Raw genomic sequence first — 27,000 nt, forward strand, 5'->3', positions numbered from 1 at the left:
CTACGCCGGGGAGGAACCGTGCAGCAGCCCAAGGCGGCACTCGCGGAACGGATCGCCGAACGGAGAAGCGGAGGCGACGACCCCCGTGCCCTGGTCGGCGAGATGCGTCGCTCGGTCCTTCTGGTGCCGGTGGCCGACGGAGGTCTCTGGTCGGTGCGTGCCGGCGGGGTGCGGTGGATCTGCGGGTTCACCGACGAGACCGCACTGGCCCGGTTCGCCCTGCACCACGCGTCGGGTGATCAACCCATGGACTACGCGGCGCTGCTGGGCGCGCGCATCGTCGACGAGATCGTGCCCGCCCTGGGCGAGCCCGCCGGTCTCGCCGTCGACATCGCCACCGAGGACGGGTCGATGTTCTTCCCGCCGGTCGTCGGCATCGTTCCGGACGCGGTCGCCGTCGACGCCGGTCGGGCAGGAGAGGGGAGCGGTCATGAGCGGTGACGGAATGGACCTCCAGCTCGACAAGGCATCCGTCGTCAAGTTCACCCAGGGCGTGGGCGCAACCATCGACCAGCTCGGTGATCTCGGCGGTGCCACCGGTTCGGTGATGGGAAAGGGCTTCTCGGAGCTGGCGATGACCGGGATGGAGGCCGGGCACCACGGCCTCTCGGTCGACTTCGAGGACTTCTGCGAGCGCTGGGAGTGGGGTGTGCGCGCCCTGGTACGGGACGCCACCACGATCGCGAACCAGCTCGGCCTGGCGGCGGGCACGACGTGGGAGCACGACCAGTACGTCGCGGGCACGCTCAAGGTGGGCGCCAACTCCCTGTTCGGCGGGAACCCGCACGCGAGCGAGGACGAGATCGCGAAGCAGAACTGGGGCGACATCTTCACGCCGGACTACCTGAATCCGGACTGGAGCCCCGAGTCGTTCGAGAAGGCCGGTCAGGACATGGAGCAGACCTGGAAGGACACCGGGCGCACCGTTCTCACGGAGGGCCAGGGCGGCCGGCAGTCGCAGATCCTCAACGAGGCGCTCGGCATCTCCGACGATCAGTGGAACCAGGCGCTTGACGAGACCTTCGGCCCGTCGCCGGAGGAGCGCGCGAAGCAGCAGGAGCAGGGCGACTCCGGGGGGAACTGACCGTGGGTATCGGCGACTTCATCAGTGACATCACGCCCGACTCGGTCGAGGACGCGGTCGAGGAGGGCGTCGAGTGGGTGGGCAACCGGGTCGAGGACGCGGGCAATTGGACCGCCGACCGGTTGGAGGACGTCGGCTGGGAGTCCGGCGCCGACTGGGTGCGCGAACAGTCCCGTTCGGTCGCCAACCGGTTGGGCGCCGAGGTCGACGAGATGGACCTCGGGCAGACCGAGGACAAGACCAAGCTGATCTACGGCAGCGCAAGCAAGATCAACGCCACCGCCGCGAAGCTCACCGCCTTCCAGTCGGCCTTCGACGACACCGGCGACGGTCTGAAGGGCCTCGACTCGTCCCAACTCAAGGGCGAGACGGCCGACGCGGTGCGCACCGCGGTCAGCACCCAGCCGCCGAAGTGGTACGCGGCCGCCGATGCCTGCTCCAAGGCGGTCGGCGGGCTCGAGGCGTTCGCCGACACCGTCACGTGGGCGCAGGGGCAGGCCCAGGCGGCGATCGACAAGTGGAAGGAGGGCGTCAAGGCTTCCGAGAACGCCGCCGACGCCCACCGCAAGAAGGTCGACGACTACAACGGCGCCGTCGACCGCTACAACGCCCAGCCCGCCGACAAGCGCGACCCGGCCTCGCTCCCGCCCAGGCCCGCGGCTACGTTCGACGACCCGGGCAAGAAGCTGATGAAGGAGGCCCAGGACATCCTCGCCGAGGCCCGCAGGCAGCGGAACTCGGCGGCGGAGAACGCGCGCAGGCTGGTCCAGGCCGCCCGCGACATGGCCCCGCAGAAGCCGTCGTACGCCGAGCAGGTGGGCGACGGGTTCCAGGAGCTGCAGATCATGGGCGACCACGTCGGTGGCGGCCTCATCAAGGGCACGGCGGGGCTGCTCAACTTCGTCCGCAGCGTCAACCCGACGGACCCGTACAACATCACGCACCCGGCCGAGTACGCCACGTCCCTCAACAGCCTGGCCGCCGGTCTGGTGGTCGCCGTCAACGACCCGGTCGGCACCGGCACCCAGATGGTCAAGGACTTCATGAAGGACCCGGCCGAGGGCTTCGGCCGGCTGATTCCCGACCTCGCGCTGACCGCGGCCACCGGTGGTGGCGGCGCCGCGGTGAAGGGCATTCGCATCGGCGCGGACGCCGCCGACGCCGCACGGGCGCGCAAGCTGATCGACGACGACCCGGACGGCACCCACAACACCTCGGACGGCGACCGCGACGCCGGCGGCGACCCGGTGGACCTCGCCACGGGCCGGATGTACCTGCCGCAGACCGACGTCGAACTCCCCGGCATCCTGCCGCTGGTCTTCACCCGCCGCACCGAGTCCGGCTGCGCGGTCGGCCGCTTCCTGGGACCCGCCTGGACGTCCACGGTCGACGAGCGTCTGGAGATCGACGCCGTCGGCGTCGTCCACGTCACCGCCGAAGGGCTCCTGATCCCGTATCCGCACCCGGCCCCCGGCGCGCCCACCGTGCCGGCGTCGGGCCGGGCCCGCACCCTGCTGGCCCGCGACGCCGACGGCGACTACACCGTCACCGCCCCCGACAGCGGCCTGACCTTCCACTTCACCGCCCCGTCCGGCAGCGAACCGGGGGGCGACGGCGACGCCTGGCTCTCCGGCATCACCGAACGCAACGGCCACACCATCACCGTCGACCGCGACGAGGACGGCCTGCCGCTGGCCCTGGTCCACTCCGCGGGCCACCGGGTGAAGTTGTCCGTCGCCGACGGCCTGGTCACCGCCCTGTCCTTGGCCGGCGAGGGCGACGGCGCGGGCGGCGCGGATCTGCCCCTGATGAGCTACGGCTATCAGGACGGCGACCTCACCACGGTCACCAAGCCGTCAGGCGCCACCACCACCTTCGTCTACGACGACCGCCGCCGCGTCATCGCCTGGATCGACTCCAACGGCAGCCGCTACGACTACGTCTACGACGAGCGCGACCGCGTCGTGGCGGAGGGCGGCGAGGCCGGCCACGTCCAGATCGGCCTGGCCTACACGGAACCCGACCCCGAGACGGGCCACCGCACCACCACGATCACCACGGCCGACGGACACGCGACCCGCCATCTGTTCGGCCCCGGCTGCCGTCTCCTGGCCATCACCGACCCACTCGGCCACACCACCCGGTTCACCCACGACCCGCGCGGCAACCTGCTGACCCGTACCGACCCGCTGGGCCTCACCACCACTTTCTCCTACGACGAGGACGGTCGGCTCGTCTCCGCCACCCGCCCCGACGGCAGCGAACTGCGGACCGTTCGCGGCCTGTTCGGCCTGCCGGTGGAGGTCGTCGGCCCGGACGGCGCCCGTATGGTCCACGAGTACGACGAACGCGGCAATCGCACGGCGGTCACCGACCAGGCCGGCACCACCACCCGCTACACCTACGACCACGCCGGCCGGCTCACCTCGATCACCGACGCCCTCGGGGCCACGACCCACGTGGTGTGCGACCCGTCGGGGCTGCCCGTGGAGGTGACCGACCCGGCCGGCGCCACCACCCGCACGGAACGGGACGCCCTCGGCAGGCCGGTCCGCATCGCCGATCCGTTGGGCGGCGTCACCCGCCTGGAGTGGCACGCCGACGGGCAGCTCGCCCGGCGCACCGGTCCCGACGGCGCCACGGAGTCATGGACCTACGACGGCGAGGGCAATCTGCTCTCCCGTACCGACGCGTCCGGTGGCGTCTCCCGCTTCGAGTACACCCACTTCGACCTGCCGGTCGCCCGCACCCGACCCGACGGCGCACGCCACGAGTTCGAGCACGACGCGGACCTGCGCCTCACCCGGGTCCTCAACGCGCAGGGACTGTCCTGGACCTACGAGTACGACGCCGCCGGCAACGTCGTCTCCGAGACCGACTTCGACAGCCGTACCCTCACCTACCGGGTGGACGCCGCGGGCCGGCTCGCCGCCCGCGTCGACGCGCTCGGCGGGACCATCTCGTTCGAGCGGGACCAGCTCGGCCGAGTGGTCCGCAAGGACGTCGACGGCCGCGTGACGACCTACGCCTACGACAGGGCCGGACGCCTGCTCGAGGCAGCCGGACCGGACAGCGAACTCCGGTACCAGTACGACCGCCGGGGGAAGGTCAAGACGGAGCTGGTGGACGGCCGTCCCCTCAGCTACGCCTACGACGCCCTGGGCCGCCGCAAGCAGCGCACCACGCCCACCGGTCATGTCACCACCTACGCCTACGACGCCGGCGGACGACCCCACCGCCTGACCACCGGCGATCACGGGATCGGCTTCACGCACGACGCCGCCGGCCGGGAGCTCGCCCGCGTCGTCGACGACGCGATCACCGTGAGCTCCGCCTGGGACGAGGCCGGACGGCTCACCGCGCAGCACATCACCGCCGGAGCGCGAAGCGTCAACAGCCGCGCCTACGGCTACCGCGCCGACGGTCACCTGATCTCCGTCGCGGACCGGCTGTCGGGCACCCGCACCTACGACCTCGACCGGGCGGGCCGCGTCACCGCCGTCCACGCCCACGGCTGGACGGAGCGGTACGCGTACGACGACGCCGGCAACCAGACCTCGGCATCCTGGCCGGCCGGCCACCCCGGCGGCGAGGCCACCGGCTCGCGCGCCTACCGCGGCACCACCATCACCCGGGCCGGAGACGTCCGCTTCGAACACGACGCCCTCGGCCGGGTCGTCCTGCGGCAGAAGACCCGGCTCTCCCGCAAGCCCGACACCTGGCGCTACGCGTGGGACACGGAGAACCGCCTCACGTCCGTCACCACCCCCGACGGGACCCGGTGGACGTACCGCTACGACCCCCTGGGCCGCCGCACCGCGAAGCGGCGCCTGGCGGCCGACGGCGAGAGCGTGGTGGAGGAGGTCCGCTTCACCTGGGACGGCCTCACCCTGTGCGAACAGACCAGCCACCGCCCGGACGCCCCGCACACGGTCGCCCTCACCTGGGACCACCGGGATGTCGTCCCCCTGGCCCAGACCGAGCGCATCCTCACGGCCGACGACCACCAGGAGGAGATCGACCGCCGGTTCTTCGCCATCGCCACCGACCTCGTCGGCACCCCCACCGAACTGATCGACGAGTCCGGCGACATCGCGTGGCGCTCCCGGACCACGCTCTGGGGCACCACCGCCTGGGTCCGTGACAGCAGCGCGTACACCCCCCTCCGCTTCCCCGGCCAGTACTACGACCCCGAGACCGGTCTCCACTACAACTGCCTCCGCCACTACGACCCCGAGACGGGCCGCTACGCCTCGCCCGACCCCCTGGGCCTCGCTCCCGCGCCGAATCCCGTCGGCTACGTGGACAACCCGCTCAGCGTGTGCGACCCGCTGGGCCTCATGCCCAAGTACACGAAGGAGGAGAAAGCCCAGATGGCCAGGGAACAGGCCATCAAGACCACGGACGAGGTCATCGAGAGGGCTCAGGGCGACCGGATGAGGAAGGCCGGCAACTACCACGCGGATTCCGGGCACGGCTTCAGTGACGAACGGGTCCTGGAGATCCTCAAGAACCCGGACGCCGTGTACCACTCGTCCGCGAACAGCGGAAACCTGATCTTCCGTCAGGGGGAGGACATCGCGGTGGTCCGGAGCGACAAGGTCGGGTCGGGCAATGTCATCACGGCGTACGGCCCCTCGGGCATCAAGGGCGACTCAGGGGCCAGGTCGCTCGGCGGCCTGCCCAGCGACCCCGGCTCGCCGATTACGCACGCGGACGTGGTGGAAGGCAGGATTCCTGGCAAGAACGGCTTCATGGCCCCCGCAGAGCAGATCCGATGAGGCGGCATTCACCATGAGACTCACCCTCGACGACACCTGGACCGCGACGGTCACGGGCGATCCGCTGCGCATCGTGCCGCGCTTCGACTTCCGGGACTTCCGTGTGCGCATCGCGGGATACGCGGATGTGGAGGAACGCGAGCGGTTCCTGCAGGACACCTTCGGCAGTGAGCCGTGGCTGTGGGACACCCCCGACGAGCTCCGGTTCGACAAGCGAAGCCGCGAACTGGCCGGCGTCGAGCTCCAACTGCCCGGCGAGGCCGCCGATCCCGAGGACTCCGACCGCGTTCCGGCCACGCCCCCCGTCCACCCGGGCGGCCTTCGCGCGGACGAGGACCGGGACTTCCGCCTCGAGGTGACCACCGAGCTGTGCCGCGCCCCCGGAGACACCGTGCTCACCTGCCTGCGCGACCTCGACGTCCTCGACGAGCCGCTGGAGGCCCGCATCGGCATCGCCCCCGACGTGGCGCTCCTCGTCCAGGACGGCACCGTCGTCGGCTGGAGCCTGACCGACCCGGCCCGGTATCTGACCACCGGATTCGCCGCCCCCGACCCGGCTCCCCCCGCCCCCGCCACCCGGCTCCTGTTCACCGCGTGCATGGACCTGGTCACCACGTCGCTGGTCGACGAGGTGAGGGACCGGAAGCCGGCCGCTCTGGACCGCCTCCGGGCGCTCGACGAGGCCCTGCGCGGCCGGCGCGAGGACCGGCACCGCGCCGACGCCCTGCTCTCCCTCGTCGCCGATCTGGTCGAGGACTACGGGAACGGGTGACCGCCGGCCGAGAAAGCCGAGGCGCGGCGCTCCGCCCCCGGCGGGATGTCGGCGCACATGAGCGTGAAGCCGCAGGCTTGCAGACAGTGTCCAGTGGGTCTTCGCAAGGGGGCCGCCCGCGGTGAGACCGCCGAGCGCTCCTTCGGATGCCAGGACCTGGCGGCGGACAGCCCGTGCCGCACCGAGGACTGCACGGTGCCGGACACTCCGTAGCCGCAGGCGGGACGCGAGGACCAGGACCGCCGAGGGAGTCGACGCATCCTTGGCGTCGCCGGAAGTCGGTGTCAGACCCGGAACACCACGAACCCGGCCGCGATCGATCCCAGCACCGCGCCTCCGTAGCAGAACACGATGATCGCCTTGCTCAGTCTCTTCAGCCGCAGGCCGTCGTACAGCGTGTAGCGGAAGCGATGGGCCCAGTGGAAGAAGCAGAGCACGCACAGCGCGAAGAGGATCGCCTTGGTGAGGGGGTGTCGCAGTACCGAGAGCAGATGCTCGTGATCGGGGGCACCGAGCCAGCCCAGAGGGAAGGCGATGCCGAACACGAACAGCAGAACCGGGACCAGCAGCGCGGCGGCCATTCCGCCTGCGCTGAACAGCAGCCACATCAGCGGTTCCGGCGATTTCCTGCCCATCGCCCTATCCCTTCAGGATCAGCCATGCCGTGGCCGCCGTCAGCAGCGCCCACAGCAGGTAGTGCAGTGCCACGATCGAACGCGGCCGGACGCGGCGGCCGCGCAGCCGTATCACCATGGCGCGCGGTGCCAGGTTGAACCACGTGAGCGTGTGCAGCAGGACGAAGAGCAGGGCGATCGTGTTGAGCAGGATCATCCACCAGTCGGCGCTCCAGTCCTGGAAGCGTTCGTACGCGTCCCTGCCGTCGGCGATCGCGCCGACCATGAGCAGCAGGAACACGACGAACCAGGCGATGAAGACGCTGCTGAGCTCCCGCAGCACGAAGACGAGGTAGGCGCGGCGCCCCAGCCACCAGAAGGTGGGGACGGGCTTGCGGTACAGGGTCGGCCGCGGCGTCCCGCTCATCGCGCGCCCCGGGGCCATAGGAGGTCCTTGAGCGACTGCGTGGCCGCCGTCAGCTTGTAGCGCTGGATGGCGCCTGCCGGGTCGACCCCTTTGGGGCAGGCCGTGGTGCACTCGCCGACCAGCGTGCAGGCCCAGACACCCTCGGCCGAGGACAGGACATCGCGCCGATCGGCCGCCCCCTCGTCCCGCGGATCCAGGTTGTAGCGCTGAGCGAGGGCGATCGCCGCCGGGCCGACGAAGTCGGGGTCGAGCGCGTACACCGGGCAAGCCGAGTAGCAGAGCATGCAGTTGATGCACATGCTGTACTGCTTGTACGCGTCCATCTCGTCCGGCGTCTGCAGATACTCACCCTCGTCGAGCGGCTTGTGCTCGTCGCGGATGATCCAGGGCTTGACCTCGGTCAGCTTGTCCATGAAGTCGCCGATCTCGATGACGAGATCACGGACGACGGGGAAGCCGGCAAGCGGTTCGACCCGTACCGGGCCGGGAGCGGATTCGGTCAGGAAGGCCGAACAGGCCAGCCGGGGCTCGCCGTTGACGGTCATCCCGCAGCTGCCGCAGATGCCCATCCGGCAGGACCAGCGGTAGGAGAGCGTGCCGTCCAGGTGGTCCTTGACGTGGTTGAGCCCGTCGAGGACCGTCCACTCCTTGCGCAGCGGCACGTCGTAGGCCTGCCAGGTCGGTTCGGTCTCCTGCTCCGGCCGGTAGCGGGCCACCTGGAGGGATATCCGGTCCGTCATGGCTACTGCCTCCCGTACACGCGTTCCCCGGGTGCCCAGCGGGTGACGGTCACCGGCAGGTACTCCACCCGTGCGGTACCGTCGGGTTCACGGTGGATCAGCGAATGGGCCAGGTACCGCCGGTCGTCCCGCGCGGGGAAGTCGGTCCGCTGGTGCGCGCCCCGGGACTCCTCGCGGCGCAGTGCGCTGTCGACGATGCTCTCTGCCACGTCCAGCATGAACGACAGCTCCAGCAGCGCGATCAGATCGGTGTTGAACGTCTGGCTGTGATCGTCGACGGCCGCACCGCCGAACCTCTCCCGCAGGTCGAGCAGCTTCTCGGCGGCCGTGGTCAGGGAGCCCCCGTCCCGGTAGATACCGGCTCCGGTCTCCATGGTGTCCTGCATCGAGGTGCGGATGTCCGCGATGCGGTCCCAGCCCTCGGCGTGGTGGGCGACCAGGCGCTCCAGCCGGCGATGCTCGTCCCGGGCCTGCGCGAGGACCGCAGAGCTGGGGCCGGCCCCGCCGAATCGCGTGGCTCCCGCAGCTCGTGCGGCGTACTCGGCAGCGGCCCGGCCAGCGCGGGCACCGAAGACCAGGAGCTCCGGGAGGGAGTTGGAGCCCAGCCGGTTGGCGCCGTTGATACTGACGCAGGCCACCTCGCCGGCTGCGTACAGGCCGTCGAGACCGGTGGCGCCGTGGATGTCGGTGTGGATGCCGCCCATCATGTAGTGGACCACCGGCCGCACCGGGATCAGCTCCCGGACCGGGTCGATGTTCTGGTACTTCAGACAGAGTTCCCGTACGAAGGGGAGCTTGGTGTCGATGAGTTCGGCGCCCAGATGGCGCAGGTCCAGGTGGACGACGGGCCCGTGCGGCGTGGGGGTGGTCCTGCCCTTGTCGAGCTCGTGTACGAACGCCTGCGAGAGCCGGTCCCGCGGCCCCAGCTCCATGCTGCGCAGCACCGGCCTCGGCTCGGGCGTGCCGAGGTCGTAGTCCTGCAGATAGCGGTAGCCGTCCTTGTTGAGGAGCCAGCCGCCCTCGGCGCGCGTGGCCTCCGTGATGAGGATTCCGGTGAAGGGCAGACCGGTGGGGTGGTACTGGACGAACTCCATGTCCTTCAGCGGTGCGCCGGCCCGGTAGGCCAGGGCCATGCCGTCGCCGGTCTTGATGTTGGCGTTGGTGGTGAACGGGTAGACCCTGCCGCATCCCCCGGTGCACACGATGACGGAGTGGGCGGTGATGGTCTCGACCCGGCCGGTGGCCAGCTCGATCGCCACCACTCCGCGCACCTTCCCGTCGTCGACGAGCAGGGTGCTGACGAACCACTCGTCGTACCGCACGATGTCCCGGTACGACAGCGCGGTCTGGAACAGCGTGTGCAGAAGGTGGAACCCGGTCTTGTCGGCGGCGAACCAGGTGCGCATCTTCTTCATGCCGCCGAACGCCCGCACGGCGATGTGCCCGTCGTCCTGGCGGCTCCAAGGGCAGCCCCAGTGTTCCAGGCGGAGAAGTTCGCGGGGTGCCTCGGCCACGAACGCCTCGACGGCGTCCTGGTCGCACAGCCAGTCCCCGCCGGACACGGTGTCGTAGGCGTGTTCGTCGAGGCTGTCGTCGCTGCCGGCGACGGCGGCGGCTCCGCCCTCGGCGGAGACCGTATGGCTGCGCATCGGGTAGACCTTGGAGATGATCGCCACACTCAACCGTGGATCGGTCTCCGCGATGGAGATGGCCGCGCGCAGTCCGGCGCCTCCGCCACCGATCACCACGACGTCATGGGAAGCGGTCATGTCACCACCTGTCTGTCGGCGCTGTGCTGTGCGCGCGTGCGCTCCCGCGGGGCCGGTCAGGCCTCGTGCTCGCCGCTGCGCTCGTCCAGCACGACGGTGCCGTCGTGGCGGACGACCCTGACGCGGAGGCTGCCGTCATGGAACTCGCGACGGACCTGTCGGCAGCCGCATGCGTAGGTCACCCTGTCGATGAACAGCCCTGCGGCGTCGTCCTCCTGGTAGCGCAGCCCGTCGACGATGCACCCGCACGGTGCCCGTTCCTCGGTGAAGTCGATGGTGTTGCCGACCATCGCCCACCTCCTCGACGACTGCGGTCGGCGCCGTCCAGCCGATCACTGTACGTAGCCACAGGTACACCCTTTGACCTCTTCGGCCCCATCATGCCCAGTGTCGACGCTCACAGTGAGCGTACCGCCGGCGGATCGCCGCCGCAGATGCAGCGGCACCCTCCCCCGAGCCCTTCGAGCAGGGGGCCCCGACCGGAGGGCTCACCGCTCCCGCGCGGGACGGCAAGGTCGGTCGGGAGTGCGGTGCCCGGCGCGAACGCAGCCCATGCGCCGCGCCGTGTCAGCACCGCGATGGCCGAAGGTGGGGAACGTGGCCTGCGCGCGCTGCAATGTGTCGCCGAGGGCCTCACCGGCGAGCAGCAGGACCAGGTCCCTCCCTGACGCCCACTCGAATGCCCCCTCTGCCGACCGTGGCAGGGCAGGAGTCCTCACTCTCGGGTCAGAGTCCGGCCCGCACTCCGTGCGCCGGCCCCGGGGATACACCCCGCCCAACGAGTCTCAGACCGGTGCCTACGCGACCTCGGATCGTTCGACGGTTTCGCCTTCTCCTGCGCCTCGACCATTGCAGCCTTGAAGGCTGCCGCGTTGTCCGCAAGTGGGAGGCCTGTGCCGCGGAGAACAAGCGCGCCGTCGACAGATGGCCGGAAGCACAGGGATGGGAACAACGCTCGAGTGGCAGACCGGCTGCTTGCGCCGTTGCGGAGATTCACCTATGTGGCCCGGCCCCCTCATGTCTGGGAAACTGATGACAGGGGCACCTGCATCGGGAGGTGCTCGCACATGGCGGAGCGCAGCGCGTGGTCGGACTACGCGGCCGAGACCGCTCAACTGATCCTCGGCGCGGGGCGCGACCTGCAGGAAGCGCTCGATGAACCCACGCAACGGGACTTTGCAGCGGACCAGTTGGCCATGGTTGCCGAGAGCCGGATAGGCGGCCTTGACGACTTGGGAGTACAGGGCTTCGATCCCCTCACCGCCACCACGACGCAGGCGGAGCGGACGGAGGCCGTCGAGAGCGGTCTCGACGCGGTGCTGAGCCAGCTTGGGATGGCCAATGTGCTCCTGGCCTCCGCCCAAGCCGTGGGCGAGGAGGGCAGACCGGCGGAGCCGAAGGCACTCGGCCCCGCCCTGCGGACCCTCGCGAACACGGCTGACGAGCTGAGCGACCGCGGCCGGGACAGCACGGATCTGCGCCAGGACTTCGGACCCTTGGCCGCTTTTCCCGACGGCCGTACGGCGCTGGAGGGCCAAGTCCAAGGGATTCTAGATCTGTTGAGCCGACGCTCCGCCCAAGTCGCCACGATCTCTCTGGAATCCATCACGTCGCTGGTTGCCGATCCCCTCCACAAGGTGTGGGAGTCCATCGGAAAGCAAGTGGATCTCGGCCGGGTAGCGGCCCGATTCCTACGTCTCGGACTGCGCGCTTTCGAAGCGGCACTCGGCCTGCTCGGCCGCCTCGTCCCCATGGAGAGGATCAGTACGGTCCGTGCGAAGGTCCACGCCCTCTCGGATCGGATCGTCGCGGGCGAGACGGCCCACGTCGCCATGGGATGGGTCATCGGCGTGGAACCCGTGCAGCGAGAGGCGGATGAGGTACTCGCGGCCGACGGCCTGGACGCCGGGCGACTGGCGCAGGCGGCGAGCACTCTCGACGGCATGTCGGTCAGATTCACCAAACTCATGAATGTCGCCGACGGGATCGCCGCCGTGCTCGGCGTCCTGGCCGTCGTTGCCGCTGCCCTCCCGATCATGGTCGCGACGCAGTTCCCCGTGGCCGTCGCCGGAGCGTACCTGCTGCTCGTGGCCACGGTGGTCCTCATCGCCATGGACTACGCCGACTCGCGAACTGGAATCGGTCTGGTCGAAGGTGTTCGCGCCGTCATTCGGCGACTGGAGGTGGCTCGATGAGAATTCTTGAAGGAGACTCACTCCTCGCCGCGCGTATCGACCAGGAGGCTTCCGATCTCCGCAGGGTCGATTCCGCCCTTGCCTCCCTCACGGACGGACCACACGACCACGAAGCGAGCACGGCGGTTCGTGACCGGTTCCAGCTCCTGATCCAGCAGAAGACAAGGTATCTGCGGGAAATCGGAGACGGATCGAACGGAACCCCCGACTGGCAAAGGCTCGCGGGAGCCCTCGCGGACATCAGCCCCATCAAGCGTGAGGCTCTCGCGTTCATCGAAGGCACTCTCCTGCGCAGGAGCAGACTGGATGCCGGCGTCGGAGAGGTCGCGGAACGCCTCCTGCTGGGACTGGCTCGGCGCTCCGCGATACCGCGCGAGGTTCTCGTCTCAGTGGACGTGGGCGAGTTCCTGGATCACACGGTGAGCATGATCAGGGTCAGGTTCCCTGACACAAGCGTGTGGGGACTTCCCCTGCTCGCCCACGAACTAGGGCACCATGTGGCCGCCACACTCCAGCACGCAGACCCCAGGCTTCGTGAGCAGTCACGGCCTGTGGCCGCCTACCTCACGACGGAGAGCAGTCGCGAGGCCACTGCGTCCGAGCGCAAGGTGGAGCTTTCCCGACTCCACGAACTTTTTGCCGACGCCTATGCCACCTACAGCCTCGGAGCGTCCTATCCGGCCGCCGCGGTGGCGCTCAGGGCATGGCCCGACGACTCCGCCTGGAGCAGTACCCATCCTCCCTGGTCACGCCGCGTCTGGACGATGATCGCGACACTGCGGGCCATGAGTGAGATCGCAGACGACGGCCCGCGGAGGCCCGAGTACAGGCTCATGGCCGATCACCACATCGAGCCGTTGTGGTATCGGATCGCGGGGAAGACGACGCCCGAGGACTCCGTCATGCGGCTGGTCGACAAGCAGTCGAGGAACATGGTGGACCTGCTGCACCAGCACACTCCACCTCGCTTGCGCTACGACCCTTTGGGACCGGTCCACCGACTCATCGCCGTACTCGAAGCGGGGGCGGAAGAGGTCCCGAACGGTGCCACGATCGCCCATGTGCTCCAGGCCGCTTGGCTCTGGCGCCTGGAGCACTGGGGCGTGGAACGGCACACAACAGACCAGGTGAGTGACAACGCACTCTCGCTCTGTCGCCTGGCAGCACCCTGAGGAGTGTTCATGCCTGAACTCCAGGAGCTGTTCGACATGAGGCTGGCGGCGCTCGACCTGGATGTGAGGAAGGTCAAGGCGGCCGCCACCGAGGCCTCACGCAGACGGAAGATGGTCGACGAACTCATTCGCAGGATCGGCGGAATGACCGGAACAAGTGTCACGGGAAACCTCCGTGACGCAGATGCGACCGTGACCAAACTGACCAAGCAGCTGAAGTACGACGAAGACCTGAGGGAAATCATCGAAGATCGCGACCTCAGAGGTGAGATCGAGGCCCTGCCACAACAGATCCAATTCGTATGGGACGCCGTGGTGGCAGCCGGTAGGACGCTGACCAGAATCGAGCGGACCATGGTCCAGATCGAGCCGCGCACCTTCGAGGCGAGTCTTTCGACAAGGTGCAACGACTGCTCCGAGAAGATCGCCAAGCTGCGCAGATCCCTGCGGAGCGGCGCCGCCCCGCGGAATATATGGGGAGATCTCGAAGCACTCATAGAAGACCAATGTCAGCCACTGTTCGCCGACTATGTCGACTTGCTGGGCGGCCTCACCCTGCGAGACACGGACCTGGACGACCGGGTCTGCGACATCACCGACACACTTCTGGCCGAGGTGGCCCGCGAACCGTACACCCATCTGCTGGCGGTTCCGTCCCGGCGCGCCACACTGCCCGGCCCCCTGGACTTCCTGATCAAACTCGGATTTCCGGAATGGACGATATGGAACGTACCCCTGGTGGGTCACGAAATCGGGCTCGACATCTCAAGGATCTCGAGCAACGTAGGAATCATCGACGACCTGAAGGAGGCTGCGCCCGACCACTCCGATGACTTCTTGCGCCATCTGTTCGCGGATTCGATAGCCGCGTATTCGATCGGGCCGGCCTTCTGTTGCGCCGCCGTGCTGATGCGGTTCCAGCCGGACCACGACGCCCAGAACACCCATACACCCACCGATGTCGAGCGGGCATTCGTCATCCACCGCACCCTGCAGCGCATGGACTCCGCCAAAGGAAGTTTCGCCGGAGCAGTGGAAAAGGTGAACGGGTACTGGACCGAGGCCGTACGGCATCTGGTCGGCGGCCGGGCCCTCGCCCCTGCCCCACCGTGGTTGCATGATTTCGAGGCGAAGGCCTTCCGCCTCCTCGAGCGCAGGGTGCTCGTCGCCCCCTACGGTCCGGAGCAATGGGAGAACCTCCGGGGGCTCAAGGCACAGCTCCTCAGCCCCCCGGAGCCGCCCCGCAACGGCGAAGACAGCGAGCCGGCTCCCAGACACCTCGGCCCGGTCCTCGATCTCCTCAACGCCGCCTGGTGGGCCCGTCTTGACGACCCCGACAAGACAGATCGGATCGCCGGGAACGTGAAGCGGATGTGGCAGGGCCGGCCCGCGCGCAAGACCGGTCCCAGCGTGCCCCAGAGGAACACCCAGCCCCCAACAGGAGGACGTCATGGGTACCCCTAGGGCGAGCGAGCGCGCAGCCCACGAGGCTGCTTGGCGTATGCCCGGCTGGCGAATCACGGGTTACGGCCGGGCTTCCGAGCCGGTCGCCGAGGCCGAACTGCTGCGGCGGCTGGAACATCTGCGCTCCGACTACCTCGAACTCCGCCTCGCCAAGGCCATACGCGAAGGCATCGACCTCGAAGCAGCGGTGCGGGAGCAGCTCCAGCAGGCGGATGAGCCCAGACCCGAACTCCTCGCACTCGCGGGTGCTGTAGCCACGGTGCTGGGGCTCTCCCGCCTGCTGACCGGAGATCACGAACCGGCTCGGGAAGCGTTCGAACGCGCTGTGTCCTCGTTCACCGCGGCCCGGGATTTCCTCGCGGGCCGCGGAGAGTACACGGCCTGCTTCGGTATGGCCCTGGCCATGACGGGACAGCCGACCGAAGCGGAGCGACAGCTTCGGCGCGCTGTCGAACTCGGCGAGGACACCCCCGATGTACGCAGGATCCTGGCGGTCAGCCTGCGTGACTCCGGCCGTCCCGAAGAAGCCCTGGAAGCACTCGACGACGCGGTGACGAGGGCCCCCTACGACTGGCAGGCGCTGGAGGCCCGGGCCCAGCTCATCGAGGACCGGACCACATCCGCGCCCTCGGACATCGCGGCTTCCTGGGCCCTGGCCGGCGCCGCGCTCCTCGCGGCCGGGCTCGCGGCCCGGGCCCAGCATCCCTACCGACGGGCGGTCGAACTCCTGCCGGAGGATGCCGGTCTGCTGCTGGGGCTCGCCGACGCCCTGAGGGGGACAGGGAACCGGGAGGAGGCACTCACATGTCTCAGGCGTGCGGCCGACGTCGCGACGGGGGAAGAACTCGCGGTGTCCGTCGCCGAACGGCTCAGCGATCTCGGCGACTCCGAAAAGGCTCTGGAAATCGCCGATGGCCTGCTCCTCGACGATCCACTGCACGGGGGCGCTCTGGACGTGAGGGCGATCGCTCTTCTGGGCCTCGGTCATGCGGACGAGGCACTGACCATCCTGGACCAGCGGACGCGAACTGATCCCGAGGACGTCCGTGTGCGTGTCCTGCAGGCTTTCGTTCTCTCCGCCTCCGGCAAGTTCGATGAAGCCGTCCACGCGCTGGAAGCCGCGGACCGGCTCCAACCGGAACATCCGGGTGTTCGCCTGAGACTGGCGCAGACGCTCATCAACGCCGGTCGCGAAAACGAGGCGCTCCGCACGCTGGACCAGGTCCTGAAGCTCGACCCGGACGATCCTGATGCCCTCTTCCTGCACGGGCTCCTGCGGTGGCAGATCGGCGACCTGGCCGGCGCCGAGAGCGAGCTCAGCAGAGTGGTCGACCTCGCACCCGCCTGGGCTCTCCCGCGAGCCTATCTGGGAGACGTTCTTCTCCGGCAGGGCCGGACCGACGAAGCCCTGACGTTGCTCGACACGGCCATCACCGCCGATCCCGGCCTGGACGCGGCGTGGGTGACCCGAGGGGAGACGCTCAGCGAGCTGGCTCGGTGGGACGAGGCAGCGGAGTCGTTCATGAACGCCGTCCGGCTGAATCCGGCCTCCGTCCCCGCCCTGACGGGCGTCGGGTCGGTCGCCAGAGAGCAGGAGCGTTATGCCGACGCGCTCGCCGCACTCGACGAGGCACTCGCATTGCAGCCCGACAACGCCGTCGCGCAGGCGACGCGCGGAGAGGTCCTGCTTGATCAGGAGCTTCTGCCGGAAGCGATCGCCGCCCTTGAGCGGGCGACGGAACTCGAGCCCGACAACGCCTGGATCCAGCAGCGCCTCGGCGAGGCGTACTGGAAGGAGTACCTCCAAGGAGACCGCCCTGGTGATGCGGAATCCGTCAAGGAAAGCCTGCGGAAGGCCGCAGACCGATTCCAGCGGGCAGCCGAGCTCGATCCTCACCCGGAGCGCTGGTTCATGACTGCTCTGGCCTGCTACCAGCAGAGCGAATTCGGGGCATCCGAACGCTACCTCCGCAAGACCCTTGAGACAGAGCCCGATCACGAGCGAGCACACATGTGGCTGGCCAAGACACTGTTCGCCACCGACCGCGCGGAGGAGGCGCTCGCCGAACTCGACCATATGGCGAAGGATGGTCCCCTTCCCGTGTCCGGTGAGACGGTCCGAGGCCGCTGCCTCTATGCCATGGAGAGGTACGAGGATTCCGTGGCCGTCCTCGAAGTGGCCGCCCGGAGTGACCCGGAGTACCAGGAAGCTCGCGCGGCGTTGGGCGAGTCCTATCGCATCACCGGCCGGCTCGACGAGGCCCTGACCGAGCTCGACGAGGCGGTGAGGCTCGAAGACGACGACGCGTGGGCGCTGGCAAGCCGTGGGGCCACCCTGTCCGCTCTCGGGCACGAAGAGCGAGCACTCGACGACCTGCGGAGGGCGGTCCAACTCGATCCTGACTACGCGTTCGCATGGGGTCAGCTACGTCTGCATCTGGAGGGCCTGGGCCGTCAGGATGAAGCTCTGCTGCTGTTGGCCTCAGCGGTCGACCGGGATCCGGTTGCCCCCGAACTGCTCGTGGAGTACGCCCAGGCGTTGAGTTCCGCGGAACGCGCGAGCGAAGCGCTCGCGGTGCTCGACGAGGTCATCCTGAGGAAACCGGACGACACCACCGCCCTGCGCCTCTACGGGTGGAACCTGATGTCCTTGGGGCAGCCCGTCGAAGCGCTCACCAGGTTCGAGCGTGCCCTGGCGGTAGACCAGGAGAACGTCGACGCGCTCACCGACCTCGCCGAGGCGAACTTCAGCATCGGGCGAGTGGAAGAGGCACTGACGATCATCGACCGGGCGTTGAACCTGGAGCGCACGCGCTGGTCCCTCATCGCGAAGAGCAAGATTCTGGCGGGGATCGCGGACTGGCCGCAGGCGGCCGAATTCGCCCGCGAGGCCATAGGAGTGCCTCCCGAGGAGTCCAGCGCGCATTCCGTCCTGGGATGGGTCTTGGAGTACTCGGGCGTCGACGCTCGTCACGAGGCGCTCCATGCCTACGACGAGGCCGTACGGCTGGCACCACGAGATCCGTGGTGCCTGATGGGGAGGGCGGATCTGCTCTGGCTCCTCCGTGGACCCGACGTCGCGGACAAGGAGTACCTGGGGATCATCGACGTGCTGGGAGCGGCGCCTTACCTCTCGTCGGAGAAACAGCAGTTGAAGGGGTGGTGCCTGTACCGGCTCCGGCGCTACGGCGAAGCCGCGGAGGCGTACCTGAGAGCGCGCTCAACGACGTCCGACCTGGCCAATCTGCTCTTCGACATGGGTCTCAACGCCCTCGACCGGGGCGACCCGGACTGGGCTGCCGAGATGTACAGGAAGGCGATCGACGAGATCGGGCGTGAAACATCGGCTCGCGTCCGCGGCACCGTGGCGGTCGCCCTGGGAGACCTCACCGTGGCAACCGTCCATGCGAACGCGCAGCGGGACCCGGCGATGACGGATCAACTGCTCGAACAGCTCACCGCGTTGTACCGAAAGGTCTCCGAAACGTTCTTCACAGCCCGGGCCTGACGCGGATGACGAGCCGCACCCGCCCATCCGCGCCGAAGCCCGCTATCACGACCTGACTGACCGCCCCGCCGCACCGCGATGGACAGCAACCGCACGCGGCGACGGTCCGCTCGTGGCAGCAGTCGCCCCGGTCAGGGGGTGTCGACGGGTCCCGTCACGGGGTGGTGGTGGAGACGACGTACACCTTGGGGGCGGCGGGGTCGGTGAGGTCGACGGTGATGTCCTGGCCGGGCCGCGGCTTGTCCCGGCTGACGGTGGTGCCCGACCAGTCCCGGTCCGTCGCGAAGTCCCAGCCGGCGATCTCGGCGTCGCGTTCGCCGATGGTGACCTCGCCGGGCTCGAGCTGGGAGCGGCTGGAGCCGATGTTGTTCAGGAAGATGTCGAGCCAGCCGGCGTTCGTCGTGAACTCGACGTACAGCCGGCTCGTCTTCCAGTTGCTGGTCTCGTAGTAGGCGACGTCGGTGCTGCCCGGGGGGATCGGGACCTCGAAGATGCGGCGCTTCATCAGCGAGGGCCAGCTGTCGCGCAGCCCGGTGGCCGAGGACTCGCGCTCCTTGTCACGGCCGCTGTCGCGGCTCTGCCCGGCGGAGATCACCAGATAGCCGGCGGGGATGCCGACGAGCAGCACGATGATGATCGCCGTCAGCCAGCGGCGGCGGATCATGTGGCGCCGGTCCTCCGGCAGCTTGGTCTCCTGCTCGGGAGAGGTGGTCGGGGAGGGAACGGTCATGAATCCGGGTCCTGGGTGGTGCGTGAGGTGCGTCCTTCGGCGCCGCCCCGCAGGGCCTGCGCGTAGCGCTCGTACCGCTCGTGGCGCTCGACGCGGCGGCGGTTGGCGCGGCGGAAGCGGCGGGCCACGAGCCGGGCGAGGTCGGCGGCGCCGACCATGCCGGCCTCGGGGCCGAGCTGGGCCTTGGCGATCCGGGCCTCGGGGCGGTAGCCCCGGCCGGTGAGGTGGCGCCGGAAGGCGTCGCGGGCCGGCCCGATCAGCAGGTCGTCGGCGGCGCTGACGCCACCGCCGATGACGAAGCAGGACGGGTCGAGGGCGGCGGCGAGGTTGGCGATACCCACGCCGAGCCACTGCCCGATGTCCTGGAGCAGCTCGACGCACATGGCGTCGCCCTCGCGGGCCAGCTCGGTGATGAGCGGCCCGGTGATGTCGGGGACGTTGCCCTTGACCCGCTCGATGATGTTGTACGCGACCGGGGAGTCGGCGGCGGCCAGTTCCTTGGCCTCGCGGACCAGGGCGTTGCCGGAGCTGTACTGCTCCCAGCAGCCGCGGTTGCCGCAGGGGCAGCGGTGCCCGCCGGGGACGACCTGCATATGGCCGAACTCGCCGGCCACCCCGTACTTGCCCCGCTTGACCCGGCCGTCCTCCAGGATCGCCCCGCCGATACCGGTACCGAGGGTGATCATGACGAGATGGTCCTCGCCCCGTCCCGCGCCGAAGCGCCACTCGGCCCAGGCGGCGGTGTTGGCGTCGTTGTCGACCATGACGGGGACGGCGAGCCGCGACTCGAGCGAGTCGCGCAGCGGCTCGTTGCGCCAGGCGAGGTGCGGGGCGAAGAGCACGGTGGCCCGTTCGGCGTCGACCCAGCCGGCCGCGCCGATGCCGACGGCGTGCACGTCGTGCCGGTCGGAGAGGTCCAGGACCAGCTCGACGATGGTGTCCTCGACGACCTTGGGGCTCTTGGACTTGTCGGGGGTCTCGGTGCGGACCTTCTCCAGGATGGTGCCGTCCGCGTCGACCACCCCGGCCATGACCTTCGTACCGCCGATGTCGATGCCGACGGTGGGCACCCGGGGCGCGGTCAGGTGGGAGCGCCGCTCTCGGGTGCCGACGGTCCGCAGCGCGGCGCCTCGGGCGGCCCCGCGCTGAGTCAGGTCGCGGTAGGTACTCATCGGCTCGATTCTGCCAGGTGCGGTGTCGGAGGGCTGTTCACGACGGCGGCGAAGGGGCTACGGGCCGGTGGGGCGCTCCAGCTCGTGGCGGAGGTCCTCCAGCTCGCTGCCGCCCGCCATCTGCCGGGTCAACTCGTCCAGGGTGACCGATTCCTTGGTGTGGCTGCCCGACATGACACCGCGCTTGAGCAGGATGAAACGGTCGCCGACGAGATAGGCGTGGTGCGGGTTGTGGGTGATGAGGACCACTCCGAGGCCCTGGTCACGGGCCGCGGCCACATACTTCAGGACCACTCCGGACTGCTTGACGCCGAGGGCGGCGGTCGGCTCGTCGAGGACGAGGACCTTGGCGCCGAAGTGGACGGCGCGGGCGATGGCCACGCACTGGCGCTCGCCGCCGGAGAGGGTGCCGATGGGCTGGTCGACGTCGCGCAGGTCGATGCCCATGCGCAGCAGCTCGGTGCGGGTGGTCTCGCGCATCAGCTCGACGTCGAGGCGCTTGAAGGGTCCGGCGCCCTTGGTGGGCTCGGAGCCGAGGAAGAAGTTCCGCCAGACCGGCATCAGCGGGACGACGGCCAGGTCCTGGTAGACGGTGGCGATGCCGAGGTCCAGGGCCTCGCGCGGATTGGCCAGGGAGAACTCCTCCCCCTCGATGCGGAAGGTGCCGGCGTCGTGCCGGTGCAGCCCCGCGATGATCTTGATGAGGGTGGACTTGCCGGCTCCGTTGTCACCGAGGACACAGGTGATCTCGCCCGCGTGGACCTCCAGGGAGACCCCTTCGAGGGCGCGGATGTTGCCGTAGTACTTGCTGACGTCGTCGAGCTCGACGAGCGCCTGCGGGGTGGTCGCGGTGCTCATTTGGTTGCCTCCACACGCCTGCGGATCCAGGCGTTCAGCAGGGTCGCGAGCAGGAGCATCGCTCCCAGGAAGAACTTGAACCAGTCCGGGTTCCACTCCGCGTACACGATGCCCTTGCTGGTCATGCCGAAGATGAACGCGCCGACCGCCGAGCCGATGGCGGAGCCGTAACCGCCGGTGATCAGACAGCCGCCGATCACCGCCGCGATGATGTAGATCAGCTCGTTGCCGACGCCCTCGCCGGACTGCACGACGTCGAAGGAGAAGAGCAGGTGCTGGCCGGAGATCCAGGCGCAGAAGGCCACGCCCATGTAGAGGCCGATCTTGGTCTTGAAGACCGGGACGCCGACCGCGCGGGCGGCGTCGGCGCCGCCGCCGACGGCGAAGATCCAGTTACCGAAGCGGGTCCGCAGCAGGATCCACGTGGCGACCGCGACCAGGCCGATCCACCACAGGATGGTGACCTTGAGGTCGACGCCACCGATGGTCAGCTGGGAGGCGAAGAGCTTCCTGGCGGAGGGGAAGCCCTCCATGTCGGCGATCGACTTGGTGGAGACCGTTCCGCTGATCAGCTTGGTGAAGCCGAGGTTGAGACCCGTCAGCATCAGGAAGGTGCCGAGAGTGATGATGAAGCTGGGCAGCTTCGTACGGGTCAGCATGAAGCCGTTGAAGACGCCGATGGCGAGGGTCACGAGCAGCGAGACGCCGACGCCGACCCAGACGTTGGCGGTCATCTGGTAGCTGACCATCGACGAGATCAGCGCCGAGGTGGTGACCATCACGCCGGCCGAGAGGTCGAACTCGCCGCCGATCATCAGCAGCGCGACGGGCACCGCCATGATGCCGATGGTGGAGGCCGCGTACAGGACCGTGCCGAGGCTGGAAGCGCGCAGGAAGCTGTCGGCGACGATCGAGAAGAAGACGAAGACGGCGGCCGCCCCGACGACCGAGCCGAGCTCGGGGCGGGCCAGGAGCTTCTTCAGCGGAGAGGTGCGCAGCAGCCGCTCGTCGACGTGGTCGAGCTCCGCCGGTGCGGTCGGGCTCATCGGGTGCCCCGCTCCGCGTAGCCCTTCAGCGCGGCGGCGTCGTCCTTGGTGATGATCTGGGGGCCGGTGAGGACCGGCTTGCCGCCGCCGAGGACGTCGGCGTTGTACTTGTACAGCCAGAGCAGGTCGACGGCCTCGTAGCCCTGGAGGTAGGGCTGCTGGTCCACGGCGAAGCCGAGGGCGCCGGACTCCAGGCCGCTCGCGACCTTGGCGTTGAGGTCGAAGGTGTCGACCTCGGCCTCGGACCCCGCCGTCTTCTTCGCCTGGACGGCGGCGTCGGCGAAGGGCGCGCCGAGGGTGACGACGGCGTCGATGGCGGGGTCGGACTGGAGCTTGGCCTCGATGGAGGCCTGGACGTCGGGCATGTTGGTGCCGTCGACGTACAGGTTCTGCAGGTCGCCGCCGAAGGTCTTCTTCGCGCCCCCGCAGCGCTGCTCGTGGCCGACGTTGCCCTGCTCGTGCAGGACGCACAGGGCCTTCTTCTTCCCGCGCTTGTCGAGCTCGTCGCCGACGGCCTCGCCCGCGACGGTCTCGTCCTGGCCGATGTGGGTGAGCGCGCCGAAGGCCTTGGACTGCTCGGAGCCGGAGTTGACGGTGATCACCGGGATGCCGGCCTTGACCGCCTTCTCGACGGCCGTCTTCATCGCGTCGGGCTTGGCGAGGGTGACGATGAGGCCGTCGACGCCCTTGGCGATGTAGGAGTCGATGAGCTGGGCCTGCTGCTGCGCCTCGTCGCTGTGGGCGTAGAGGAAGTTGATGTTGTCCTTGACGGCCGCCTGCTCGGCGCCGTTCTGGACGATGTCCCAGAAGGTGTCACCGTCGCCCGAGTGCGTCACCATGGCGAAGTCCCAGCGGGGGGTGTTCACGGCCGCCTTCCCCTGGGCCGCGGCCTCCTTGCGGGCGTCCTCCGCGCGCTTCCCGCCGGTGCTGCTGCACCCCGCGAGTGCGGCTGTGAGCGCCACCGCGAGCACGGCGCCGACTGCGGCGCGTACCCCTCCTGTCCGAAGCCTGGTCACGAGGCCGTGCCCTCCTTTGTGTCCTTCTGCGTGCATTGCAGTATCGGTCATGGGGGTCGCGCGGACGTCAGTGGGTCAGGGGCGGACCATCAGCTGGAAGTCGAAGGCGTACCGCGAGGCCCGGTAGAGGTGCGATCCGAACTCGACGGCGCGACCGGTGTCGTCGAAGGTCGTGCGTTCCATCGTGAGCAGCGGGGCTCCCTCCTCCTCCGCGAGCAGATCCGCCTCGGCCGCCGTGGCGGCCCGGGCGCCGACGGTCTGGCGAGCGCTGTGGAGAGTGATACCGGCCCCGCGCATCAGGCGGTAGAGGCCGGTGGTCTCCAGCCGTGCGGCGTCCAGGTCGAGCAGGTCGGCCGGCAGATGGTTGCGCAGGTACGCCATCGGCTCGTCGTGCGCGGAGCGCAGCCGCTCCACGTACCGCACGTCGCTGCCCTCCGGTACGCCGAGGGCGGCGGCCACCCGGGCGGTGGCGGCTTCGACGCGGTCGGCCAGGACGCGGGTGGCGGGGCGCTGGCCGGCCGCCTCCAGGTCGTCGTAGAGGCTGCTCAGCTCCAGCGGGCGCCTGACCTGGCTGTGCACGACCTGGGTGCCGACGCCGCGCCGGCGGACCAGCAGGCCCTTGTCGACGAGCGACTGGATGGCCTGGCGGACGGTGGGCCGGGACAGGCCCAGCCGGGTGGCGAGGTCGATCTCGTTGCCGAGCAGGCTTCCAGGGGTCAGGGCCCCCTTCTCGATGGCCGCTTCCAGCTGCTGCGCGAGCTGGTAGTAGAGCGGAACCGGGCTGGTGCGGTCCACGGAGAGGGGTGGCAGCGGGGCGGACGACGACGGCTTGGACACGGACGGGAGCGTAGCCCGAGGAGAAGATGACAGGAAGTGGTGAAGTCCGATTGTCCTGACAAATCCTTGACAGCGTCTCCGTTCGCCACCACCTTGGGGGCCATGCGCATCGGACTGATCGGAACGGGACGTATCGGGGCCTTCCACGCGGGCGTGCTCGCCCGCCACCCGGAGGTCGAATCGTTGATCGTGGCGGACGCGGACGCCACCCGGGCGGCGCAGGTCGGCGGGGCGCTCGGCGCCACCGTGGCCCCCACCGTCGACGCCCTCCTCGACCACGCCCTCGACGCCGTCGTCATCGCCTCCGCCACCGCCGCCCACGCCGAGCTGATCGGCCGCGCGGCGGGGGCCGGACTGCCCGCCTTCTGCGAGAAGCCGATCGCCCTGGACGTGCCCGGCACGCTCGGTGCGCTGCGGGCCGTCGAGTCCGCGGGCACGGAGCTCCAGCTCGGCTTCATGCGCCGCTTCGACGCCGGGTACGCCGCAGCCCGTGAGGCGGTGCGGGCCGGGCGGCTCGGCCGGCTGCACACCGTACGGGCGGCGACCTCGGACCCGGCCCCGCCGCCCGCCGCGTACCTGCCGCTCTCCGGCGGTCTCTTCCGGGACTGTCTGGTGCACGACTTCGACATCCTGCGCTGGGTGACCGGGCGCGAGGTCGTCGAGGTGTACGCCGCCGGTTCGGACGCCGGTCCCGCGATGTTCCGTGAGGCGGGTGACGTGGACACCGCGGCGGCGCTGCTCACCCTGGACGACGGCACGCTCGCGACGGCGACGGCGACCCGGTGCAACGGGGCCGGCTACGACGTACGGATGGAGCTGGCGGGCGAGCGGGACCAGATCGCCGTCGGCCTGGACGACCGGACCCCGCTCACCTCGGTGGAGCCGTCGGGGCCGCCCGCCCCGGTCAAGCCCTGGCCGGGCTTCCTGGAGCGGTTCGCCCCGGCGTACGAGGCCGAACTGGACGCTTTCGTACGCCTGGTCAGGGGCGAGGCGCCCAACCCGTGCGACGGCCGCGAGGCGCTGGAGGCCCTGCGGATCGCCGAGGCGTGCGAGCGTTCGCGGCGCGAAGGCCGCCCCGTCCGCCTCGCCGAGATCCCGTCGTAGGACGACGCCTCCAGCCCTGGCTGACGAAGGCGGCCTGCCGAGACGCCGTCGTCTTACGACCCGTGGCCCGCGTGAGCGGTGTCGGCCGCGTCGGCGGTGTCAGGCGTTCGCCGAGAGCACCGTTCCCTGCGCCACCGCGCAGAGCGTCTCGCCGCCCTGCTCGTCCACGGTCAGCAGATCGCACCGCACCACCGCCTGCCGTCGCCCCGCGTGGACCACGCTCGCGCGGGCGACGAGCGTGCGGCCGCGCGCGGGGCGGACGTACTGGATCGAGAAGCCGGCGGTCAGGACGGCGGGGCCCAGCGCGGTGCCGGCCGCGAAGGTGAGCGCGTTGTCGGCCGCGTACGAGAGCACACCGCCGTGCGCGAAGCCGTTCTGCTGCTGGAGCTCCTCACGGAGATCCACCTCCAGGGTGGCCCCGCCCTCACCGAAGGCGGTGATCCTGGCACCGACGAGCCGGCTGAACGGCTGGGCGTCCAGGACCTTCTGGGCGAGGACGAGGTCGAAGTCGTCCGACGGATTGGTCATCGGGTCACCACCTGACGGGAAGGCGGCGCACGCCGCGTACGAGCAGGCCCGGCATCCACTCCCAGGGAGCGCCGTCGGGGTCGAGTTCCAGCCGCGGGAAGCGCTCCAGCAGTGTCCGGATCGCGATCGCGCCTTCGAGGCGGGCGAGCGGCGCGCCGAGACAGTAGTGGATGCCGTGTCCGAAGGCCAGATGGCCGCGCGGTTCGCGGCGTATGTCGAAGCGGTCCGGTTCGGGGAAGCGCTGCGGGTCGCGATCGCCCGCCGCGAGGGAGACGAAGACGTTCGCGTGAGCCGGGATGGGGGTGTCCCCGATGACGGTCGGCTCTTTGGCGAGCCGGAAGGTGGAGGTCTCCACCGGTCCGTCGTAGCGCAGCCCTTCCTCGACCGCCCCGTCGAGCAGTCCGAAGTCGGCCCGCAGGTCGGCGAGTTGGTCCGGGTGGGCGAGCAGGGCCCGGATCGTGTTGCTGATCAGGCCGACCGTGGTCTCGTGCCCGGCGACGAGCAACAGGTATCCCATGGCCCGCAGTTCGGGCAGCGAGAGGCGGTCGCCGTCCTCGGCGCGGGTGGTGATCAGCGCGGAGAGCAGATCGTCCGTGGGGCGCGCGGCGCGCTTGTCCTCGATGAGCGCGTCGAGGTAGGCGCCGAGGCCCTCGACGGCCTGCCGTCCGGAGGCCTCGTCCGTCGGCGCGACCACCTGGTTCGACCAGCGGCGGAAGGAGTCGCGGTCGGCCGCCGGCACGCCGAGGAGCTCGCAGATGACGGTGATGGGCAGCGGGAACGCGAAGGCGTCCACGAGATCGGCGCGGCCGGCCGGTTCCATCGCGTCGGCGAGTTCGTCGGCGAGCTCCTGGACGCGGGGGCGCAGGGCCTCCACCCGCCGCCCGGTGAACTCCCGTGCGACGAGCTTGCGCAGCCGGGTGTGGTCCGGTGGGTCCACGCCCAGCAGGTTGGGGCCGATGATCTCTTCGTCGAGCGGGGTGACGCCGATCAGGGAGGGCGACTTCACCAGGTGCGGGTCGGCGAGCGCCGCCCGCCCCTCCTCGTGGCCGACGACGAGCCAGAACTCCCAGCCGTCGGGCATCCGGACGTAGTGGACGGGACCGCTCTCGCGGAGCTTCGCGTAATAGGGATACGGATTCGCGGTGAAGTCCGCGCCCCACTCCCCCAGTTCGATGACGGACAT

22 protein-coding genes are annotated in these 27,000 nt (G+C 69.7%); 9 read left to right on the forward strand and 13 right to left on the reverse strand.

Going from position 1 to position 27,000, the window contains the following annotated elements; translation table 11 throughout:
* The first annotated feature begins 18 nt into the window (after positions 1–18).
* Genes ACFV9D_RS16100 through ACFV9D_RS16115 form a run of 4 tightly spaced genes read left to right on the forward strand, consistent with a single transcriptional unit; the run spans position 19 to position 6,637 of the window.
* Positions 19–441, forward strand: coding sequence for an SseB family protein (locus ACFV9D_RS16100; protein ID WP_385145842.1), 423 nt, complete (start codon positions 19–21; stop codon positions 439–441).
* On the forward strand, positions 431–1,084 hold the full coding sequence (locus tag ACFV9D_RS16105; protein WP_385145844.1) for a hypothetical protein: 654 nt from the start codon (positions 431–433) through the stop codon (positions 1,082–1,084). The genes ACFV9D_RS16100 and ACFV9D_RS16105 overlap by 11 nt, the downstream gene beginning before the upstream one ends.
* Positions 1,085–1,086: 2 nt before the next feature.
* Entirely contained in the window at positions 1,087–5,865 is a 4,779-nt protein-coding gene (locus tag ACFV9D_RS16110; RefSeq protein WP_385145846.1) for a putative T7SS-secreted protein, read from the forward strand.
* Between the two features lie 13 nt (positions 5,866–5,878).
* Complete coding sequence (locus tag ACFV9D_RS16115) at positions 5,879–6,637, forward strand: hypothetical protein (protein WP_385145848.1); 759 nt, start codon at positions 5,879–5,881, stop codon at positions 6,635–6,637.
* A gap of 284 nt (positions 6,638–6,921) precedes the next feature.
* On the opposite strand, the gene frdD is transcribed toward ACFV9D_RS16115, so the two are convergent.
* From frdD to ACFV9D_RS16140, 5 genes are read right to left on the reverse strand one after another with little or no spacing between them, the layout of a single operon-like run.
* Positions 6,922–7,272 carry a fumarate reductase subunit FrdD gene (gene frdD, locus ACFV9D_RS16120; protein WP_385145850.1) on the reverse strand — a complete coding sequence of 117 codons (351 nt, stop codon included), beginning with the start codon at positions 7,270–7,272 and terminating at the stop codon, positions 6,922–6,924.
* Positions 7,273–7,276: 4 nt separating this feature from the next.
* The gene (locus ACFV9D_RS16125) at positions 7,277–7,678 is read right to left on the reverse strand and encodes a hypothetical protein (protein WP_385145852.1); all 402 of its coding nucleotides are present in this window, start codon (positions 7,676–7,678) and stop codon (positions 7,277–7,279) included.
* Positions 7,675–8,418, reverse strand: coding sequence for a succinate dehydrogenase iron-sulfur subunit (sdhB, locus tag ACFV9D_RS16130; protein ID WP_385145854.1), 744 nt, complete (start codon positions 8,416–8,418; stop codon positions 7,675–7,677). The genes ACFV9D_RS16125 and sdhB overlap by 4 nt, the downstream gene beginning before the upstream one ends.
* Before the next feature lie 2 nt (positions 8,419–8,420).
* The gene (gene frdA, locus ACFV9D_RS16135) at positions 8,421–10,187 is read right to left on the reverse strand and encodes a fumarate reductase (quinol) flavoprotein subunit (protein WP_385145856.1); all 1,767 of its coding nucleotides are present in this window, start codon (positions 10,185–10,187) and stop codon (positions 8,421–8,423) included.
* A gap of 56 nt (positions 10,188–10,243) precedes the next feature.
* Positions 10,244–10,477, reverse strand: coding sequence for a hypothetical protein (locus ACFV9D_RS16140; RefSeq protein ID WP_385145858.1), 234 nt, complete (start codon positions 10,475–10,477; stop codon positions 10,244–10,246).
* Positions 10,478–11,254: 777 nt separating this feature from the next.
* Between ACFV9D_RS16140 and ACFV9D_RS16145 the strand changes: the two genes are divergently transcribed.
* The 4 genes from ACFV9D_RS16145 to ACFV9D_RS16160 are packed head-to-tail and all read left to right on the forward strand — an operon-like array spanning position 11,255 to position 18,526.
* Positions 11,255–12,382, forward strand: coding sequence for a hypothetical protein (locus ACFV9D_RS16145; protein ID WP_385145860.1), 1,128 nt, complete (start codon positions 11,255–11,257; stop codon positions 12,380–12,382).
* The gene (locus ACFV9D_RS16150) at positions 12,379–13,554 is read left to right on the forward strand and encodes a hypothetical protein (protein ID WP_385145862.1); all 1,176 of its coding nucleotides are present in this window, start codon (positions 12,379–12,381) and stop codon (positions 13,552–13,554) included. Before ACFV9D_RS16145 ends, ACFV9D_RS16150 begins: the two co-directional genes overlap by 4 nt.
* A gap of 9 nt (positions 13,555–13,563) precedes the next feature.
* The gene (locus tag ACFV9D_RS16155; RefSeq protein ID WP_385145864.1) at positions 13,564–15,018 is read left to right on the forward strand and encodes a hypothetical protein; all 1,455 of its coding nucleotides are present in this window, start codon (positions 13,564–13,566) and stop codon (positions 15,016–15,018) included.
* A 37-nt stretch (positions 15,019–15,055) separates the two neighbouring features.
* A complete protein-coding gene (locus ACFV9D_RS16160) occupies positions 15,056–18,526 on the forward strand; it encodes a tetratricopeptide repeat protein (protein ID WP_385145866.1) in 3,471 nt (1,156 codons plus the stop codon).
* Positions 18,527–18,680: 154 nt separating this feature from the next.
* Here ACFV9D_RS16160 and ACFV9D_RS16165 read toward each other — a convergent pair whose 3' ends face one another.
* The 6 genes from ACFV9D_RS16165 to ACFV9D_RS16190 all read right to left on the reverse strand — a co-directional run bounded on the left by ACFV9D_RS16165 (position 18,681) and on the right by ACFV9D_RS16190 (position 24,143).
* A complete protein-coding gene (locus tag ACFV9D_RS16165; RefSeq protein ID WP_385145868.1) occupies positions 18,681–19,256 on the reverse strand; it encodes a hypothetical protein in 576 nt (191 codons plus the stop codon).
* Positions 19,253–20,428: an ROK family glucokinase gene (locus tag ACFV9D_RS16170; RefSeq protein ID WP_385145870.1), complete on the reverse strand. Its 1,176-nt coding sequence runs from the start codon at positions 20,426–20,428 to the stop codon at positions 19,253–19,255. The genes ACFV9D_RS16165 and ACFV9D_RS16170 overlap by 4 nt, the downstream gene beginning before the upstream one ends.
* Positions 20,429–20,485: 57 nt before the next feature.
* Positions 20,486–21,286: an ATP-binding cassette domain-containing protein gene (locus ACFV9D_RS16175; RefSeq protein WP_385145872.1), complete on the reverse strand. Its 801-nt coding sequence runs from the start codon at positions 21,284–21,286 to the stop codon at positions 20,486–20,488.
* Positions 21,283–22,332: an ABC transporter permease gene (locus tag ACFV9D_RS16180; RefSeq protein WP_385145874.1), complete on the reverse strand. Its 1,050-nt coding sequence runs from the start codon at positions 22,330–22,332 to the stop codon at positions 21,283–21,285. The genes ACFV9D_RS16175 and ACFV9D_RS16180 overlap by 4 nt, the downstream gene beginning before the upstream one ends.
* Positions 22,329–23,348, reverse strand: coding sequence for a sugar ABC transporter substrate-binding protein (locus ACFV9D_RS16185; RefSeq protein ID WP_385145876.1), 1,020 nt, complete (start codon positions 23,346–23,348; stop codon positions 22,329–22,331). The genes ACFV9D_RS16180 and ACFV9D_RS16185 overlap by 4 nt, the downstream gene beginning before the upstream one ends.
* Before the next feature lie 75 nt (positions 23,349–23,423).
* Entirely contained in the window at positions 23,424–24,143 is a 720-nt protein-coding gene (locus tag ACFV9D_RS16190; protein ID WP_385146037.1) for a GntR family transcriptional regulator, read from the reverse strand.
* 144 nt (positions 24,144–24,287) lie between these two features.
* Between ACFV9D_RS16190 and ACFV9D_RS16195 the strand changes: the two genes are divergently transcribed.
* Positions 24,288–25,289: a Gfo/Idh/MocA family oxidoreductase gene (locus tag ACFV9D_RS16195; RefSeq protein ID WP_385145878.1), complete on the forward strand. Its 1,002-nt coding sequence runs from the start codon at positions 24,288–24,290 to the stop codon at positions 25,287–25,289.
* A gap of 99 nt (positions 25,290–25,388) precedes the next feature.
* Here the strand turns inward: ACFV9D_RS16195 and ACFV9D_RS16200 are convergent, their stop codons facing one another.
* Together ACFV9D_RS16200 and ACFV9D_RS16205 are read right to left on the reverse strand one after the other, a co-directional pair.
* On the reverse strand, positions 25,389–25,817 hold the full coding sequence (locus tag ACFV9D_RS16200; RefSeq protein WP_385145880.1) for a PaaI family thioesterase: 429 nt from the start codon (positions 25,815–25,817) through the stop codon (positions 25,389–25,391).
* A 4-nt stretch (positions 25,818–25,821) separates the two neighbouring features.
* Positions 25,822–27,000, reverse strand: coding sequence for a cytochrome P450 (locus ACFV9D_RS16205; protein WP_385145882.1), 1,179 nt, complete (start codon positions 26,998–27,000; stop codon positions 25,822–25,824).

Origin of the sequence: Streptomyces sp. NPDC059875, from assembly GCF_042731085.1 — a bacterium.
Classification (GTDB): Bacteria; Actinomycetota; Actinomycetes; order Streptomycetales; family Streptomycetaceae; genus Streptomyces.

Bases quoted from the DNA above. Each gene is read 5' to 3' on its own strand.
- ACFV9D_RS16105 (WP_385145844.1), top strand. From the start codon at position 431: ATGAGCGGTGACGGAATGGACCTCCAGCTCGACAAGGCATCCGTCGTC.
- ACFV9D_RS16115 (WP_385145848.1), top strand. From the start codon at position 5,879: ATGAGACTCACCCTCGACGACACCTGGACCGCGACGGTCACGGGCGAT.
- frdD (WP_385145850.1), bottom strand. From the start codon at position 7,272: ATGGGCAGGAAATCGCCGGAACCGCTGATGTGGCTGCTGTTCAGCGCA.
- ACFV9D_RS16125 (WP_385145852.1), bottom strand. From the start codon at position 7,678: ATGAGCGGGACGCCGCGGCCGACCCTGTACCGCAAGCCCGTCCCCACC.
- sdhB (WP_385145854.1), bottom strand. From the start codon at position 8,418: ATGACGGACCGGATATCCCTCCAGGTGGCCCGCTACCGGCCGGAGCAG.
- frdA (WP_385145856.1), bottom strand. From the start codon at position 10,187: ATGACCGCTTCCCATGACGTCGTGGTGATCGGTGGCGGAGGCGCCGGA.
- ACFV9D_RS16140 (WP_385145858.1), bottom strand. From the start codon at position 10,477: ATGGTCGGCAACACCATCGACTTCACCGAGGAACGGGCACCGTGCGGG.
- ACFV9D_RS16145 (WP_385145860.1), top strand. From the start codon at position 11,255: ATGGCGGAGCGCAGCGCGTGGTCGGACTACGCGGCCGAGACCGCTCAA.
- ACFV9D_RS16150 (WP_385145862.1), top strand. From the start codon at position 12,379: ATGAGAATTCTTGAAGGAGACTCACTCCTCGCCGCGCGTATCGACCAG.
- ACFV9D_RS16155 (WP_385145864.1), top strand. From the start codon at position 13,564: ATGCCTGAACTCCAGGAGCTGTTCGACATGAGGCTGGCGGCGCTCGAC.
- ACFV9D_RS16160 (WP_385145866.1), top strand. From the start codon at position 15,056: ATGCCCGGCTGGCGAATCACGGGTTACGGCCGGGCTTCCGAGCCGGTC.
- ACFV9D_RS16165 (WP_385145868.1), bottom strand. From the start codon at position 19,256: ATGACCGTTCCCTCCCCGACCACCTCTCCCGAGCAGGAGACCAAGCTG.
- ACFV9D_RS16170 (WP_385145870.1), bottom strand. From the start codon at position 20,428: ATGAGTACCTACCGCGACCTGACTCAGCGCGGGGCCGCCCGAGGCGCC.
- ACFV9D_RS16175 (WP_385145872.1), bottom strand. From the start codon at position 21,286: ATGAGCACCGCGACCACCCCGCAGGCGCTCGTCGAGCTCGACGACGTC.
- ACFV9D_RS16180 (WP_385145874.1), bottom strand. From the start codon at position 22,332: ATGAGCCCGACCGCACCGGCGGAGCTCGACCACGTCGACGAGCGGCTG.
- ACFV9D_RS16195 (WP_385145878.1), top strand. From the start codon at position 24,288: ATGCGCATCGGACTGATCGGAACGGGACGTATCGGGGCCTTCCACGCG.
- ACFV9D_RS16200 (WP_385145880.1), bottom strand. From the start codon at position 25,817: ATGACCAATCCGTCGGACGACTTCGACCTCGTCCTCGCCCAGAAGGTC.
- ACFV9D_RS16205 (WP_385145882.1), bottom strand. From the start codon at position 27,000: ATGTCCGTCATCGAACTGGGGGAGTGGGGCGCGGACTTCACCGCGAAT.